The sequence below is a fragment of the Rhizobium leguminosarum genome, assembly GCF_004123835.1.
Lineage (GTDB): Bacteria > Pseudomonadota > Alphaproteobacteria > Rhizobiales > Rhizobiaceae > Rhizobium > Rhizobium leguminosarum_M.
The window spans coordinates 761016-776842 of sequence record NZ_MZMU01000003.1; the positions used below are offsets into that span (position 1 = coordinate 761016).

Here is a 15827-nt window from a genome sequence, read left to right on the forward strand (position 1 = left end):
CTTTGATGCGTCAGATTTTCCTCGGTGCGGCAATCCTGCTGATGGCAGGCTCAGCAATGGCGTCCTCGATCGAGCTGGTCGGCAAGACTGCGCCGTCCGCTGAAGGCAGCATCGTCACCGAAACCTGCGCCCATTGCCCGCCGCTCCAGGCCGAACTGACCAAGAGGGACTATACGGTGCCGGAGCTGAAGCCCGGCCTCCTCCAGGCGAGTGAAATCCGCGATGTCGGCGGCGAAAAGAAGATCTATCGCACCGAAGGCTGGATGGGCGGCTCGCCCGTCGTCTTCGTCAGCAAGGCGACCCCGGAAGCCATACTTGCCGCGGCACCTTCCGCCCCGCCTGCCGACGGCATCGACATGAGTGCAACAACGGCAGCCGTCATCGGCGGCGACGCCAGGCCCGTTGCCGCCGGCATGGCGGAACAACCGGCAGCCCTTAACGTTTCCGAATTCAAGCTGCGTTTTTGAAGTAATTCCCGTTTTGCATCCGGAATTGCTTGACGATAAAATTCCCTGCCCCTGCCTGATCAAGGTTTCGATCGCTTGGGGTTCCACCACGGGTGGACCGAATGCACCCTCGATGAGCAGCGAGGGTGCATTCACGTCTTGGAGCATATGCGGGAAATGGCGCGGTGTCCGGACCAGAAAGCGGCCTAAAATCAGGCGGTTTTGCTTTGTAAGCTACCCCCCGGATTTTTAGGGAATTTGCGTCGCGAACAGTAAAATTAAAGCTTTCTTATAGGGTGGGCATCAATTGTTCCTTACCCGGTCGCAGCATGTTTGTTTTAGCAGCGGTAGACGCGTCCTCTTTTCGGCGCGCTCGCACAGGCGGTAGAAAACCGCACCGGAATGCAGCCATCCATTCCCGTTGCGAGGCGTCATGAAAAATTTGAAGATATCGAAGCAGCTCATATTGCTGGTCGTCGGCCTGATGATCGCCTTTGCGATCGCCACCTCCCTGCAGATCCGCTCCTCGGTCGATGCGATCTACAAGGAGCGTTACGACATGCTGCGCGCCGAGGTTCAGTCGGCAGTCTCCGTTCTCAAGCTTTACCAGGCTAAGGTCACCGCCGGCGAAATGACGCTGGAGGATGCCCAGAAGCAGGCCTATACCACCGTCAACGGAATGAAATACGATCCGGACGGCTATTTCTTCGGCTATAGCTACGACGTCCAGATGATGTTCCACTACGATGCTGCGAAAGTCGGGCAGAACCTGAAGGCTCAGCCGGACAGCAAGGGCAAGCTCTATCGCGAAGAGCTGGTAAAGCTTGGGCAGCAGGGTGGTGGTCTCGTCGAATTTTATTCCACCAGCAAACCCGGCCAGCCGGCCGGCGATTTCCGCAAGACGGCCTATGCACAGGCCTTCGAACCCTGGAAGGTCGTCGTCGTCACCGGCGTCTATATGGACGATCTCGATGCTCAGATAAACAGCACGATCCTGACCGCGCTCTCCGGCAGCATCGTTCTGTTCTTCCTTGCCATGGCAGCCGCCTACATCGTCATTCGCGGCATATCGGGACCTCTCAACAACGTCCATGCCGCCCTGAAGGCTGTCGCCGAAGAGGATGTTTCGATCGCCATCCCGCATATCGGCATGAACAACGAAGTCGGCATGATGGCCAAGGCGACGCAGTCGCTGCAGGAAAAGATCAAGGAACGCCATGCGATGTCGGATCGCGAGGCGGCCCAGCAACTGGCGCTGGAAAGCGAACGTGAAAACAATCTGCGCCAGCAGCAGGACGAAGCAACGCTGCAGGCGCGGGTGGTGACGACGATCGGCCAGGCGCTGGAGATGATCGCCCGCGGCGATCTCACCGTCCGCTGCGCCGATCTCGGCCAGAAATACGCCGCCCTTCGCGACAACTTCAACGATGCGCTGTCGCATCTCGAAGCCGCCATGGCCAAGGTCAGCGCCAAGGGCACCGATATCGGCACCAGCAAGGAAGAGATCCGCCGCGCCTCCAATGAACTGTCGCAGCGCACCGAACGTCAGGCCGCCAGCCTGGAAGAAACTTCGGCCGCCCTCGATGAACTCACAGTCGCCGTCCGCCAGACCGCCGATGGCGCCCATGAGGCGAGCAAGCGCGTCCACGCGGTCAGCACCGAGGCCACCCACAGCGATGCGATCGTCACCCAGGCGATTGAGGCGATGAGCGGCATCGAGAAGTCATCCTCGGAGATCACCAAGATCATCGGTGTCATCGACGAGATCGCCTTCCAGACCAACCTCTTGGCGCTGAATGCCGGCGTTGAGGCAGCCCGCGCCGGTGAATCCGGCAAGGGGTTTGCGGTCGTCGCCCAGGAAGTGCGCGAACTCGCCCAGCGCTCCGCCGCTGCGGCCAAGGAGATCAAGGATCAGATCGCCCGCTCCTCCAGCCAGGTCGACCACGGCGTCCGTCTGGTCGGCGAGGCAGGCGAGGCGCTGAAGCGTATCTCTGACCAGATCAAGGCCGCCAACGAGATCGTCGCCAAGATCGCCCACAGCGCTTCCGAACAGGACACGACGCTGCGCTCGATCTCCTCGTCAATGAACCAGCTCGACGCCGCCACCCAGCAGAACGCTGCCATGGCCGAAGAGACCACGGCATCGGCCGAGACGCTGGCCAGCGATACCGACGAGCTGATCGACCTCATCCGCGGCTTCCGCGTCAGTGGCGAAAGCGCTGCCCCGGCTATGCATCAAGGTCGCCGTGCCGCTTAAACGGCGCGGGGACAATAAGAAATTTTATCACCAAATTCTTAGCGGCCGTCGGATCTCCGGCGGCCGTGCTATTTGGAGGCCTGTTCCGCGATACGCTCGATGAGTTGCTCGATCTCGTGATCGGAAAACACCTCGACGCCATCAGCTTTCAGCGCCGCCGCCGTCACGCCGTTGCCGGCTTGCTTGCGGCCGGAAAACGTGCCGTCATAAATGAAACCGGATCCGCAGGACGGGCTGCCGTCGATGAGCAGCGCATAGCGGCAGCCGGTCTGCCTGGCGAGCCCCACGGCATTCCTTGCCGCCTGCAGGAACTCTTCCGTCACGTCGGCACCCGTCAATTCGACAACCCGCGCCTTGCCGGCCAGCACATCCTCGCCGGTTGCCGCCTCAGCAATCTCCGCCGGCGGCCGCGGCACCATCATGCCCGCCGACATCTCCGGACAGATCGTCACCAGCCGGCCCGCGGCCCGCCATGTCTCGATCGCCGGATGAAGCAACGGCTTCGCCCGCCCGTCATAGCGGACGGCGTGCCCCATGAGACAGGCGCTGACGAGATTCTTGCTTTGCATGTCTGCTTGATAGCGCCAAGGTGGCGCCAATGCCAGTGTTGGGTGAGAGGGGCTATTCAAGGGGTAGCGAACCGCATTTGCCGCTCATTTGATTGCCGCGACCTCTCGACTCCCTCTTCTCCCCAGCGGGGAGAAGGTGCCCGTAGGGCGGATGAGGGGGCCGGCGAAGCCGCTCTTTCCCACAACGCCCATGCGGATTTCGACTGCGCTGACGTCGTCTCGACCGTGTTCAGGGCGCAGGGGAACGGCGTTACCGTCGGCGTGACGGAATAGGTTTTACGTGAAGGATATGCCTTGCGGCCCCCTCATCCGCCTGCCGGCACCTTCTCCCCGAGGGGAGAAGAGGATATGCCGCGACCTCTTCGTTCTCACGGCCTCGCACGTGGCAAGCGCCCCGTTCGTACCGGCAAAATCACCCCGAGATCTTCGAGAAATCCGCAACCGTCCCCGTCGCCTCGCGGTTCAGCCGCAGCAGGGCGAGACGGTTGGCGCGGATGGCGGCGTCCTCGTCGTTGACGAGCACGTCTTCGAAGAAGCGGTCGACCGGGCCGCGTAGCTTGGAAAGCGCTTCCATCGCCGAGCGGAAATCTTCCCCGGCAACCGCGTCCGACGCATCCTTCGAGGCGCTGGAGATCGCGGCGAACAATTCCTTCTCGGCATCGAGCTTTAGAAGCGCTTGCGAAACGCCGTCGGCGATGACGGTGCCCTTCTTTTCCTCGGCGGCGAGCAACTGCGTCGCCCGCTTGGTGCCGGAAAGCAGGTTCTTGCCGTCTTCCGAGGCGATGAAGGCCGTCAGCGCTTCGACGCGCCGTGCCACCATCAACAGGTCGTCGGCATCGGGCGTCAGCACGGCGTCGATGAGATCGTGGCGGGCGCCCTGGTCGCGCAGATAGACCTTGAGACGGTCATGGAAGAAGGAGAGCAGGTCGCCATCCCTGGTCGTTGCCAGCAGCGGCAGGCGGATCCTTCGCTCCAGCAGGATCCTGACGACACCAAGTGCTGCGCGCCGCAGGGCGAACGGATCCTTCGAACCCGTCGGTTTTTCGTCGATCGCCCAGAAGCCGATCAGCGTATCGAGCTTGTCGGCAAGGGCGATGGTGATCGCCACTCTGTCTTCCGGCACGCGGTCCGACGGACCCTGCGGCTTGTAGTGATCCTCGATCGCGGCGGCGACGGAGGCATCCTCGCCCTGCAGCACCGCATATTTGCGGCCCATCAGGCCCTGCAGTTCCGGGAATTCGCCGACGGCTTCGGTACGCAGATCGGCCTTGGCGAGCACGGCGGCACGATCGACCAGAGCCGCGTCGGCGCCGGTGATATCGGCCAATTTCTTGGCCAGTGTGCGGATGCGGGCGACACGCGCGCCCTGTGTGCCGAGTTTGGCATGGAAGGTCACGTCAAGCGCGTCGAGCTTGGCCATGCGCTGATCGAGCGGCTTCTTGATGTCGAGGCCGAACTTTGCCGCCGAAGCCGTGAGCGTCTCGAGATCCGGCAGATTGCCCTGGTCGCGTTTCCAGAAATGCAGCGCGTCCGAAAGCCTCGCCCGCACCACCTTGCCGTTGCCGTGGACGATTTCCTTGCCGCCGTCGCTCGCCTGGATATTGGAGACGAGGATGAACTTGTTCGAAAGCGTCTCTTCACCCTGTTTGCGGGTAACAAAACACTTCTGGTTGGTCTTGATCGTCAGCCGGATGATTTCCGAGGGGATCGAGAGGTAATCCTCCTCGAAGCTGCCCATCAGCACCTGCGGCCATTCGACGAGGCCGGAGACTTCTTCCAGCAGGCCTTCGTCTTCCACCAGCTCCAGCCCGTTGGCAAAGGCGATGTCGCGGGCGTCGTGCAGGATGATGTCCTTGCGCCGCTCGGCATCGAGGATGACCTTCGCCTTTTCCAAGTTCGCCGCATAGTCGTCGAAGCGCCGGACGGTGATCGCCTCGGGTGCATGGAAGCGATGGCCATAGGTGATGTTGGAAGCGGTGATGCCGTCGATCTCGAAGGGGATGACGATGGCCTCTTCATGCTCCGGGCCGAAGGTGCAGACGATCGACTGCAGCGGCCGCACCCAGCGCAGCGCGCCCGGCTTCGACGAGGCCTTGCCCCAGCGCATCGATTTCGGCCAGGGAAAATCGCGGATGATGCCGGGCATGACATCGGTGACGATCTCTTCCGTCGCGCGGCCGGGCTTGGAGATGACCGCGATGTAGAAATCGCCCTTCTTCGGATCGCTCACCACTTGCGCTTCGGAGACCGAGGACAACCCTGCGCCGCGCAGAAAACCTTCGATCGCCTTCTCGTTGGCGTCGGTGCGCGGCCCCTTCCGTTCCTCACGCACATCGGCCGAGCGGGCCGTCAGCCCGTGGATGTCGAGCGCCAGCCGCCGCGGCGTCCAATATTCGCGCGCGCCCTCGTAGGACAGGCCCGCTTCGACAAGCGCATCGGTGACGAGCTTCTTCAGGTCGCCGGCAGCCTTGCGCTGCATGCGGGCCGGAATCTCTTCGGAGCGGAGTTCGAGAAGAAGGTTTGGCATGTCGAATTTCCTTGCCTCCCGCGACAGGGGAGGGATGGCATGGGCGCCGGGTCAAAACGTTGCTTCTGCTAGCAAAGAATGGCGCATCTGCACAACCGCAAAATCGCCGCCTTTCCGGCATGCTTATCCTGTGGATCGGCGCTTGCCTGCAAACTCCAACATTGCCTTGCCGCTTTTCGCCGCTATGGTCCCGCCACCTCTGACGAAACAGGAAATCCCATGGCCGCAGACCTCCGTTTTCTCGCAGCCCGCATCTCCGCCGAAATCAACGCCCGGCCCGAACAGGCCAAAGCCGCCATCGAGCTGCTCGACGAGGGCGCCACCGTGCCCTTCATCGCCCGCTACCGCAAGGAAGTGACGGGCGGGCTGGATGACACGCAGCTGCGCAATCTCGCCGAGCGGCTGGTCTATCTGCGCGAGCTCGAAGCCCGGCGCGACGCGATCGTCGAATCGATCGCCGGCCAGGGCAAGATGACCGACGAGCTGATGAGCAAGGTCGCTGGCGCCGAAACCAAGGCCGAGCTCGAGGATCTCTACCTGCCCTACAAGCCGAAGCGTCGCACGCGGGCCGAAATCGCCCGTGAACGCGGCCTCGGCCCGCTCGCCGAGACGATCCTTGCCGACCGCTCCAGGGAGCCGGCGGTGTTGGCCGAAGGCTTCGTCACAGCTGATGTGCCCGATGTGAAGACGGCGCTCGAAGGCGCGCGCGACATCATCGCCGAAGGCATTGCAGAAAATGCCGACCTGCTCGGCAAATTGCGCGCCCATATGCGCCAGGCCTCGCTGCTGAAGGCGAAAGTCGTTGACGGAAAGCAGGCGACCGGCGAGAAGTTTTCCGACTACTTCGACCATTCCGAACGCTGGGCGACCGCCCCCGGCCACCGCGCGCTCGCCATGCTGCGCGGCTGGAACGAGGAGGTGCTGACGCTGACGATCGAGGCCGACGCCGAGATGACCTCTCCGAACAAGCCGGTCGAACGCATGATCGTGGCGGCTTACGAGATCGGTACCAGCCGTCCCGGCGACCGCTGGCTGATGGAGGTCGCAAGCTGGACCTGGCGCGTCAAGCTTTCCATGTCGCTCTCGCTCGACCTGATGCGGGAACTGCGCGAAAGGGCCGAAGAAGAGGCGATCCATGTCTTCGCCCGCAATCTCAAGGACCTGCTTTTGGCAGCGCCCGCCGGCTCGCGCGCGACGATGGGTCTCGATCCCGGCATCCGCACCGGCGTCAAGGTCGCCGTCGTCGACGGCACCGGCAAGGTGGTGGCGACATCGACCGTCTATCCCTTCCAGCCGAGGAACGACGTGCGCGGCGCCCAGGTCGAGCTCGCATCGCTGATCCGCAAGCACAATGTCGAGCTGATCTCGATCGGCAACGGCACCGGCAGCCGCGAAACCGAAAAGCTGGTGGCCGACATGCTGGCCGAGTTGCCGGCGCCGAAGCCGACCAAGGTCATCGTGTCGGAAGCCGGCGCCTCGGTCTATTCCGCCTCGGCGACCGCAGCGGCTGAGTTTCCCGATCTCGACGTGTCGCTGCGCGGCGCCGTCTCCATCGCGCGCCGCCTGCAGGATCCACTGGCCGAACTCGTCAAGATCGAGCCGAAATCGATCGGCGTCGGCCAGTATCAGCATGACGTCGACCAGCAGAAGCTGTCGCGTTCGCTCGATGCCGTGGTGGAAGACGCGGTGAATGCCGTCGGTGTCGATCTCAACACCGCGTCAGCGCCGCTGCTGTCGCGGGTCTCCGGTCTCGGTCCGTCGATCGCCGACGCCATCGTCCGCCACCGCGACAGCGAGGGCCGTTTCGAGACGCGAAAGGATCTGCTGAAGGTCGCCAGACTGGGCGGCCGCACCTTCGAGCAGTGCGCCGGCTTCCTGCGCATCCCGAACGGCAAGGAGCCGCTCGATTCCTCCTCGGTGCACCCGGAGGCCTACGGCGTCGCCAAGAAGATCGTCGCCGCCTGCGGCCGCGATCTGCGCGCGCTGATGGGCGACAGCGCCGTGTTGAAATCGGTTGATCCGCGCCAGTTCATCGACGAGAAATTCGGTCTGCCGACGGTCAGGGACATCATCGCAGAGCTGGAAAAGCCCGGCCGCGACCCGCGTCCGAGCTTCAAGACCGCGACCTTTGCCGAGGGCGTCAACGAAATTTCCGATCTCAAGCCCGGCATGGTGCTGGAAGGCACGGTGACCAATGTCGCCGCCTTCGGCGCCTTCGTCGATATCGGTGTACACCAGGATGGTCTGGTGCATGTCTCCCAGCTTGCCGATCGCTTCGTCAAGGATCCCCACGAGGTCGTCAAGGCCGGTGATGTCGTCAAGGTGCGGGTTGTCGAAGTCGATGCCAAACGCAAGCGCATCGGTCTCTCGATGAAACGTGATGACGGTTCTGCTGCACCTCCGCCGCGTGGTGATTCTCGCGGAAGTCAGGGGTCGCGGCCGCAGAACGAGCGCCGGCCCGCGGCTCAGAAACCAGAGAGCCATGGCGCCTTCGGCGCGGCGCTGGCCGAAGCGATGAAGCGAAAATAATGGTTTAGCCGGCATTTCGGCAAAAATGCAACAGTTTGGCAGCGTTCTGAACGGAGTGCTAAATCCGGCGCTTGTAAGGCGAAAGAGAGCTATTAAGTTGATGTGACCATCCTGTCACATTTGCGAGGCGTCCATGGCGTCGGCATTCTTATCGATCGTCCAGCAAATCGTCCGCAAGGGTTCGTTGAAACTTACCCTTGCCAATGGCGAAACCCATACTATCGGCGACGGCACGGGTGAAACCGTTGTCGCCCGCCTTGCCGATCAGGAGGCCGAGGACGCCATCCGGCGCGACCCGGCCATGAAGCTCGGCGAAATGTACATGCAAGGCCGGTTCATTCTCGAGCAGGGCAACATCTATGATTTCCTGTCGCTGGTGAAGCAGAACACCACCAACGAGATCTTCGATTTCAAGATGGCGGCGCTGCTCCTCGGCCGCATTGCCTGGCAGCAGCTGAAGAGCCGCATGCCGGTCAATCGCAACAAGCACAATGTCGCCCATCATTACGACCTGTCGGCCAAGCTCTTCGATCTTTTCCTCGACGAGGACTGGCAATATTCCTGCGCCTATTTCGAGCCGCCGGGCATTGGTCTCGACGAGGCGCAGCTTGCCAAGAAACGCCATATCGCCGCCAAGCTTATGCTCGAGCCGAACCAGCGTATCCTGGAGATCGGCTCCGGCTGGGGCGGCATGGGCATGTACCTGACGGAGGCGACAGAAGGTGCCGAGTTCACCGGCATCACGCTGAGCGAAGAGCAGCTCAAGGTCTCGCGTGCGCGGGCCGAAAAGCGCGGCCTTGCCGACCGTGTGCGTTTCGAACTGCAGGACTACCGCACCATGACGGGCAGGAAGTTCGACCGCATCGTCTCGGTCGGCATGTTCGAACATGTGGGTATCGGCCACTACGGCAGTTTCTTCCGCAAGGTATCGGATCTCCTCGATGACAACGGCGTCATGGTGCTGCATTCGATCGGCCGCCCGAAGCCGAGCTTCGGCACCAATGCCTTCATCGAGAAGTACATTTTCCCGGGAGGCTACATCCCTTCCGTCGGCGAGGTCGTGCCGCCGCTTGAGAAGGCCGGGCTGCTGGTCAGGGATATCGAAATCCTGCCGCTGCATTATGCCTATACGCTGCGCCATTGGCGCGAGCGTTTCGTGGCGCGCAAGGCCGAAGCGGTGGCGCTTTACGACGAGCAATTCTTCCGCATGTGGGAGTTGTATCTGGCCGGTTCCGAAATAGGCTTCCGTTGGGACGAGCTCTTCATCCTGCAGATCCAGATCGCCAAGAACCAGTTCGCCGTTCCTGACAATCGCAATTACATTGCCCGGAACGAAGCCAAGCTGAAGGAATTCGAGGCGGGGCGCGCCCCGCTCGAAAAGGTGACGTTCTGATCCCGCGGCGGTTTTGCCGACCATAATGAAAGGGCATGCCGATGAGCAGTTCGTTTCCCGAGGTCTACCTCGTCCGGCACGGTGAAACCGAGTGGAGCCGTTCCGGGCGCCATACCGGACGAACCGATATTCCGCTGACGGCAAACGGCGAGGCAGCCGCCGGCAAGCTCACCGAAAGGCTTTCGGGCCTGACCTTCTCCGCCGTCTGGTCGAGCCCGTCCGCGCGGGCCCGCAGGACCTCCGGGACGATCTCGCCGAATGGGACTACGGCGCCTATGAAGGCATCACCACCAAGGAAATCCTGGCGGACCGCCCCGGCTGGCAACTCTTTCGCGACGGCTGCCCGAATGGCGAATTCGCCGCCGATGTCGGCGCCCGCGCCGACGCCGTCATCCATGCGCTTCGCGAGGCGGCAACCACCATCCTGATCTTCTCGAGCTCACATTTCCTGCGCGTTCTCGCTGCCCGTTGGCTCGGTCTGCCGCCGGAAGGCGGCGTGTATTTCTCGCTCGATACCACAAGCATCAGCGTGCTCGGCTACGAGCACGACCTGACCGAACCGGTCATCCGCCGCTGGAACCAGAGATAGCGGAATTCGATAGTAGGCATCAGCCGTGTGGCCCCCTCATCCGACCCTTCGGGCCACCTTCTCCCCGCTGGGGAGAAGGGGATGTGTCGCGAGGTCTCGATCCCCTCTTCTCCCCAGCGGGGAGAAGGTGCCCGTAGGGCGGATGAGGGGGCCACACGGCACACCATTCATTTAGTGCCCTTTTCGCCGTGGTTAACATTGGCGTAACGACATCAAGATAAGTCTAGCCACCGCCGCCCTCCGCGGCTTTGTTTTTGCGTTTTCTGGAGTGTGGACGTGTCTCATCGATCAGTCGTATCGATCTCTTTGGCTATTGCCCTTTTATCTGCTGGCTCAGTGGCCGCCCAGGAAAGCGGCCAGCACTTCTGGTCCGGCGACTGGTATCTGAGTGTCGGCGTCGCCGGCTTCTCCGCCCCGAAATTCGAGGGCTCGTCGCATAATGAATTCAAGTTCAGCCCGCTGATCTCGGTCGGCCGCCAAGGCGCCGGCCCGCGTTTTTCCTCGCGCAACGACAATCCTTCTTTCGCCCTCATCGACAAGGGGGCGGTGCGCGCCGGTATCGTCGGCAGGTTCGTGCCGTCGCGCGATGATGGCGACGGCAACGAGCTGAAGGGCATGAAGAAGGTCAAATGGGGGGCGGAAGCCGGCGGTTTCGTCGAGGTTTACCCGACCGACTTCCTTCGCGCCCGCGCCGAAGTCCGCCAGGGCATTCGCTCGCATGACGGCATCGTCGCCGATCTCGCGGTCGATGCCTTTACCGATATCGCGCCCGACCTGCAGCTATCAGGCGGCCCGCGCGCGACCTTCGCCACCAGCGGCTATTACGACGCCTATTACGGCGTCAACGCCAAGCAGGCGGCGGCAAGCGGGCTCGATCCCTACAAGCCGCCGTCGGGCATCCAGTCCTATGGCGCAGGCGCGGCGCTGACCTGGAAGGCGACGGAAAACCTGTCGGCAAGTTCTTTCCTCGAATATAAGCGGCTGGCGGGTCCCGCCGCCGACAGCAGCCTCGTGCGCGACCGCGGCTCGAAAAACCAGGTCCTGATCGGCGTCTCGGCGACCTACAAGTTCAATTTCTCACTGCAGTGATTGACAGCGCGTTGCATCTTTCCAGACGCGCAAGGACGTTTTAACGCTTTGAATTGCCGCATAATTTATCCTTCAATCGATTCCGATTGAAGGATTATGCCAGTCGTTGTGCGGTGATGGCTTCTTGACCGCATCGATGGCCCGCCGCTAGATGAGCGGCATGCACGATACCGGCGACTTCAACGATCGCGTCTCCGACGCACCTTCCGATAACTGGGTCTACCGGATCCTGCCGCCATGGCTTTGGCCCTATGCGCAGCTGGCACGCTGGGATCGCCCGATCGGCTGGCAGCTCTTGATGTGGCCGTGCTTCTGGTCGGCGACACTTGCCGCCAATGCGGCGATCGGCGAGGGGCTCTATTCCGGCAGCCTGCTGGTGTCTCACCTGTTCCTTTATTTCATCGGCGCGGTCGCCATGCGCGGGGCCGGTTGCACCTATAACGATCTCGTCGACCACGAGATCGACATGGAAGTGGCGCGCACGCGGTCGCGTCCGCTCCCCTCCGGCCGCGTCACGCGCCGCCGGGCGAAGATCTTCATCGGCCTCCAGGCGCTGGTCGGCCTGTTCGTGCTGCTGCAGTTCAACTGGCTCAACGTCTTCCTCGGCGTGCTCTCGCTCGGGATCGTGGCGTTTTATCCCTTCGCTAAACGCTTCACCGACTGGCCGCAATTCTATCTCGGACTTGCCTTTTCCTGGGGCGCGCTGATGGGCTGGGCCGGGATTTTGGGCGGCCTCTCCTTCGCCGCCATCCTGCTCTACGCCGCCTCCGTCGCCTGGACGATCGGTTATGACACGATCTATGCGCATCAGGACAAGGAGGATGACGAGCTGATCGGCGTCCGCTCCACCGCGCGCCTGTTCGGCGATAGGACGCGGCTATGGCTGATCGGCCTTTATGGGCTGACGCTGGTGCTGATGTTTATCGCTTTCGCTCTCGCCGGCGCCAATCTCATCGCTTTCCTGGCCTTGCTCGGTGCGGCCGGCATGTTCGCCTGGCAGATCGTCCGGCTCGACATCAACGATGCCGACCAGTGCCTGGCGCTCTTCAAGTCGAACAACCGCGTCGGCCTGATCATCTTCTTCGGCCTCTTCGTCTCGCTGCTGTTTGCCATTCCCTGATTGGGACGATAAGCCCGGCGCGGGCGCCAGCCCTGATGGATTCGCCGTAGGCTGCGATATCGAATTCTTCCTACAACGCCGCGCTTTGTGGGAATTTTCTCTCGCAAAGCTCCCTCGCAAAAAACTCAAACTTTCGCGACGGAGTCTTGCGACAGCTCGGATAGAGGGCGCGGCTTGCTGAAAGCCGTGACGGCAGCGCAGACGCCGGCGAGCTGCAACGCCGCGCCGATCGCCTCGGCAGGCGATGGCAACCCCCCCTCGAACATGAAGCCATAGGCGAGGCCGAACATTGTTTCGGCAACAATGAGCAGGGCGGAGAGAGCCAGCGGCAGGCGACGGGAGGCGACCACCCAGCACCAGGTCGCGAACCACGAGCCGGCGAGCCCCATCACCAACGCCCATCCGATGAAACGCGAGACTTCGGGAACGGATACCGTATCCGCCAAATCGAAAGAGGCCAGTGGCAGCAGGAGAAGGCTGCCGATTGCCGCTCCGATGCCTTGCAGTCCTGTCCATTGCAGTCCGTCTGGGGCGTCGGCTGACCGCATCACGGCCGCATTTGCCAGTCCATAAACAATCCAGATCGCCAGCGCGACTGAGCTGGCGAGAATGCCGAGAATGATCCCCGCCGTGGTGGAAAGGTCTGCCGCCCGGATCGTCGCGACGTTGACGATAACCACTCCGGTCCCGATCATTGCCAGTGGCAAGGCGAGAGCGTGCCATGGCGCGGAACGGTCTTGAATGTTGCCGATGATGGCCAGAAACACTGGCATGGTGCCGATGATGACCGGAGGGATGGCTGCACCCGCAAGCTGCACGGCAAAGGCAGCGCTGACAAAATATCCGACATATCCTGCACCGCCAAGAAGCAGGCCAATCAAGAACCGTGAGGGTGTCATTCCCATCGGCCGGAACCGGCGATCGAACATCATGAGCAGACAGGCCAAGCCGAAGATGCCATAGCGGGCAATGGTCAAATCCCACGCCGTGAACGGTGCTACGGCGCGCGGAGCAACGAAAGTCAGCCCCCACAACGCGCATGTGGTAAGGCCGGCGATGATCCCAAGCAGCATGTTTGTCTCCTGTTGGAGCAATCATGCAATGCGATCCGACCATTTTATATGGAAAGGCAAGGGCTAATCGGCTAGATTTCTCGCGATGTCGAAAGCAAAAACACCTGAAAACCTTCAATCTGGAAAGTCGACGCTGGACGAGGCGGACGCGCGCATTGTTGCAGCGCTCGATTCCGATGCGCGATTGTCCATGAGCGAGCTAGCCCGCCTCGTCGGCATGTCCGCGCCGAGTGTATCAGAACGTGTTCGCAGGCTTGGAAGTGCGGGTGTCATTCGGGGGTTCACCGTGGATGTGGACACACGCGCCATCGGCTACCAGATACGGGCGATGGTCAGGATCAGGCCGCTGCCTGGTAAGCTGCATCTGGTCGAAAAGCTCATTCAGGAACGACCGGAATTTGTCGAATGCGACAAGATCACCGGCGACGATCCGTTCCTTGCCCGCTTGGTTGTGCATTCGATCGAGCAAATGGACGATGTGCTTGAAGTCCTTTCCGAACACGCTGTCACCAGCACGGCCGTCATTAAAGGAACTTCGGTCAAACGGCGCTTGCCGCCGCTGTAGCAAAGTCAGGGTTTCCGAGGCAAGCATACACATTCGCCTTCAGCGATCGAACTCTACAGCGTCGCAAAAACGGGCATTCCGCGACAGATGAGTGCGCAGAATGCCCGGCACGACAACCGCCGATTGGCGTGCGTGTCCTTAACCGGATGACCTAGTTTGGCCGTTCGGAATTTGAACGTGTCGCCTGAATCCGTCTGAGGTAAGGAGAGCTTCAAACCAAATTTAATCAACGCAATGCGGGCCATATTCGGCCTCGTGTTCTATTCCACTTTCCGGACGGCGGGTATGTCAATATCGTCTTGCGACGATAGTGAAGTATCGAGGTTGAAATGACCATCTCCATTCGAGTCGGTAAAAAAACCGATGCCGAGGCGGCCATCGCAGTCTTGCGCCAGTCTATAACGCAATTGTGCAGCGCTGATCACCAAGACGACGACGCTGAGATTGCGAGCTGGCTCTCCAATAAGACTGCCGCGTCCTGGGCAGCATGGATCAATCGCGAGGACGCCACAGTTCTGGTCGCAGAACTTGAGGGCAACATTGTCGGGGTCGGCATGGCGGATGCGCGGGGTGAAATTCTGCTCAATTATGCTCATCCCGACACACGCTTTAAGGGGATAAGCACGGCAATCTTGCTTGCGCTTGAAGCCGAGGTCCGCGCGCGTGGAATGGAGATGTGCGTCGTGGAAAGTACTCGAACCGCCAAGAAGTTCTACGAAACTAGGGGATACCAGGCTGCGGCGGGCGATTCCCTCAGCCTTTCCAAACGGCTGTAACGGCAAGACTACCTGGGAACCGGGAGGCACCGCGCCCTTGTCGCAGAAATCCCAATTAAGGCGACAGTTTTGCCACCGAATTCGACAGCGTCGCAAAACGGACATTCTGCGACAGATGAGTGCGCAGAATGCCCGGCAATGATGCGGCCGGTGTCGCGATTTCGGTCAGTTGCGGGCGATGATTTCCTTGCCCTCGATCTTCATGGCGACACCCAGCCGGCCGGTGGTGCGGCGCACGAGGAAGCGCGGGCGGCGGTTGGCGAAGTAGGAATGACGGCGGCGCGGCTTGAGATCGCTGGTGCGCAAGGCGCCGATGTGCTCTTCGAGCGGCCGGGCGACGCCGTCGGCCTCGACCATCAGCATCGGAATGCGGAAGGCTTCGGACCAGCTGCGCCAGTCGGCGGCAATGTCGCTGAGATCATGGGCGACGAGCAGCGGAATGCAGAGCTCCGGATCGGTGTGGTGAAGCTCGAGCGTAACGGTGACTTCGCCGTCGCCGTGGTCGATGGCGCGGGCGGCGACACCTTTGAAGACGCGCTTCGGCAGCGCAATCGAGAGCGGCAGGCCGCTGGAGGGGAGGACCTTGCGCAGGACCGCACCGCGTTCGTCTATGGTGATATTGACGTCATCCGAACAATCATGGATGGCGTAGCTGACCTGCTGGGGGAAGCGGGACGGATCGAGGCGTAACGTCGTGCCAGCCCAGGCGGGCTTCATAACGGGATTGTTCATTTCATTCTACCCTTGTCTTACCTGAGAGCCGATTTTCGGTCTTCTCCTTGGGACTTTTCGTCCTCTATGGCCGACAATAGGCAGCCGCCGTTCCGTACAGCTTAAAAATTGCGGTTAAGAAAACTTTGCCTCCTCTGATGGTTATCAAAACCGAATCCGGCA

12 protein-coding genes and 2 pseudogenes are annotated in these 15827 nt (G+C 61.7%); 10 read left to right on the forward strand and 4 right to left on the reverse strand.

Annotated features, from left to right (window positions below):
• Positions 1-5 precede the first annotated feature (5 nt).
• Entirely contained in the window at positions 6-467 is a 462-nt protein-coding gene (locus B5P46_RS07425) for a plant virulence effector HPE1-like domain-containing protein (protein WP_129418116.1), read from the forward strand.
• A gap of 412 nt (positions 468-879) precedes the next feature.
• On the forward strand, positions 880-2703 hold the full coding sequence (locus B5P46_RS07430) for a methyl-accepting chemotaxis protein (RefSeq protein WP_129418117.1): 1824 nt from the start codon (positions 880-882) through the stop codon (positions 2701-2703).
• A gap of 68 nt (positions 2704-2771) precedes the next feature.
• Here B5P46_RS07430 and B5P46_RS07435 read toward each other — a convergent pair whose 3' ends face one another.
• Together B5P46_RS07435 and glyS are read right to left on the reverse strand one after the other, a co-directional pair.
• Complete coding sequence (locus B5P46_RS07435) at positions 2772-3272, reverse strand: DUF523 domain-containing protein (protein ID WP_129418118.1); 501 nt, start codon at positions 3270-3272, stop codon at positions 2772-2774.
• Positions 3273-3684: 412 nt separating this feature from the next.
• On the reverse strand, positions 3685-5799 hold the full coding sequence (glyS, locus tag B5P46_RS07440; RefSeq protein WP_129418119.1) for a glycine--tRNA ligase subunit beta: 2115 nt from the start codon (positions 5797-5799) through the stop codon (positions 3685-3687).
• Between the two features lie 219 nt (positions 5800-6018).
• Here glyS and B5P46_RS07445 point away from each other — a divergent pair, with 219 nt between their 5' ends.
• The 6 genes and pseudogenes from B5P46_RS07445 (at position 6019) to ubiA (ending at position 12519) form a co-directional block, all read left to right on the forward strand.
• Positions 6019-8328 carry a Tex family protein gene (locus B5P46_RS07445; protein WP_129418120.1) on the forward strand — a complete coding sequence of 770 codons (2310 nt, stop codon included), beginning with the start codon at positions 6019-6021 and terminating at the stop codon, positions 8326-8328.
• 133 nt (positions 8329-8461) lie between these two features.
• Entirely contained in the window at positions 8462-9721 is a 1260-nt protein-coding gene (locus B5P46_RS07450) for an SAM-dependent methyltransferase (protein ID WP_129418121.1), read from the forward strand.
• 41 nt (positions 9722-9762) lie between these two features.
• A pseudogene (locus tag B5P46_RS07455) lies at positions 9763-10310 on the forward strand (histidine phosphatase family protein).
• A gap of 9 nt (positions 10311-10319) precedes the next feature.
• Positions 10320-10463: pseudogene (locus B5P46_RS35500) on the forward strand (endonuclease domain-containing protein); the annotation flags it as partial.
• 123 nt (positions 10464-10586) lie between these two features.
• Positions 10587-11399, forward strand: a complete 813-nt coding sequence (locus B5P46_RS07460) for a MipA/OmpV family protein (RefSeq protein ID WP_129418122.1) — start codon at positions 10587-10589, stop codon at positions 11397-11399.
• 160 nt (positions 11400-11559) lie between these two features.
• On the forward strand, positions 11560-12519 hold the full coding sequence (gene ubiA / locus B5P46_RS07465; RefSeq protein ID WP_129418123.1) for a 4-hydroxybenzoate octaprenyltransferase: 960 nt from the start codon (positions 11560-11562) through the stop codon (positions 12517-12519).
• Between the two features lie 125 nt (positions 12520-12644).
• On the opposite strand, the gene B5P46_RS07470 is transcribed toward ubiA, so the two are convergent.
• On the reverse strand, positions 12645-13592 hold the full coding sequence (locus B5P46_RS07470; protein WP_129418124.1) for a DMT family transporter: 948 nt from the start codon (positions 13590-13592) through the stop codon (positions 12645-12647).
• 85 nt (positions 13593-13677) lie between these two features.
• On the opposite strand from B5P46_RS07470, the gene B5P46_RS07480 reads away from it, so the two are divergent.
• Together B5P46_RS07480 and B5P46_RS07485 are read left to right on the forward strand one after the other, a co-directional pair.
• Positions 13678-14157 (forward strand): Lrp/AsnC family transcriptional regulator, encoded by a 480-nt coding sequence (locus B5P46_RS07480; RefSeq protein ID WP_129418125.1) that lies wholly within the window; start codon positions 13678-13680, stop codon positions 14155-14157.
• Positions 14158-14486: 329 nt separating this feature from the next.
• The gene (locus B5P46_RS07485) at positions 14487-14933 is read left to right on the forward strand and encodes a GNAT family N-acetyltransferase (protein ID WP_129418126.1); all 447 of its coding nucleotides are present in this window, start codon (positions 14487-14489) and stop codon (positions 14931-14933) included.
• Between the two features lie 165 nt (positions 14934-15098).
• Here B5P46_RS07485 and B5P46_RS07490 read toward each other — a convergent pair whose 3' ends face one another.
• Positions 15099-15665, reverse strand: a complete 567-nt coding sequence (locus B5P46_RS07490) for a DUF6101 family protein (protein WP_129418127.1) — start codon at positions 15663-15665, stop codon at positions 15099-15101.
• Positions 15666-15827 lie beyond the last annotated feature (162 nt).

Bases quoted from the DNA above. Each gene is read 5' to 3' on its own strand.
- B5P46_RS07445 (WP_129418120.1), top strand. From the start codon at position 6,019: ATGGCCGCAGACCTCCGTTTTCTCGCAGCCCGCATCTCCGCCGAAATC.
- B5P46_RS07480 (WP_129418125.1), top strand. From the start codon at position 13,678: ATGTCGAAAGCAAAAACACCTGAAAACCTTCAATCTGGAAAGTCGACG.
- B5P46_RS07485 (WP_129418126.1), top strand. From the start codon at position 14,487: ATGACCATCTCCATTCGAGTCGGTAAAAAAACCGATGCCGAGGCGGCC.
- B5P46_RS07425 (WP_129418116.1), top strand. From the start codon at position 6: ATGCGTCAGATTTTCCTCGGTGCGGCAATCCTGCTGATGGCAGGCTCA.
- B5P46_RS07435 (WP_129418118.1), bottom strand. From the start codon at position 3,272: ATGCAAAGCAAGAATCTCGTCAGCGCCTGTCTCATGGGGCACGCCGTC.
- B5P46_RS07450 (WP_129418121.1), top strand. From the start codon at position 8,462: ATGGCGTCGGCATTCTTATCGATCGTCCAGCAAATCGTCCGCAAGGGT.
- B5P46_RS07490 (WP_129418127.1), bottom strand. From the start codon at position 15,665: ATGAACAATCCCGTTATGAAGCCCGCCTGGGCTGGCACGACGTTACGC.
- glyS (WP_129418119.1), bottom strand. From the start codon at position 5,799: ATGCCAAACCTTCTTCTCGAACTCCGCTCCGAAGAGATTCCGGCCCGC.
- B5P46_RS07430 (WP_129418117.1), top strand. From the start codon at position 880: ATGAAAAATTTGAAGATATCGAAGCAGCTCATATTGCTGGTCGTCGGC.
- ubiA (WP_129418123.1), top strand. From the start codon at position 11,560: ATGCACGATACCGGCGACTTCAACGATCGCGTCTCCGACGCACCTTCC.
- B5P46_RS07470 (WP_129418124.1), bottom strand. From the start codon at position 13,592: ATGCTGCTTGGGATCATCGCCGGCCTTACCACATGCGCGTTGTGGGGG.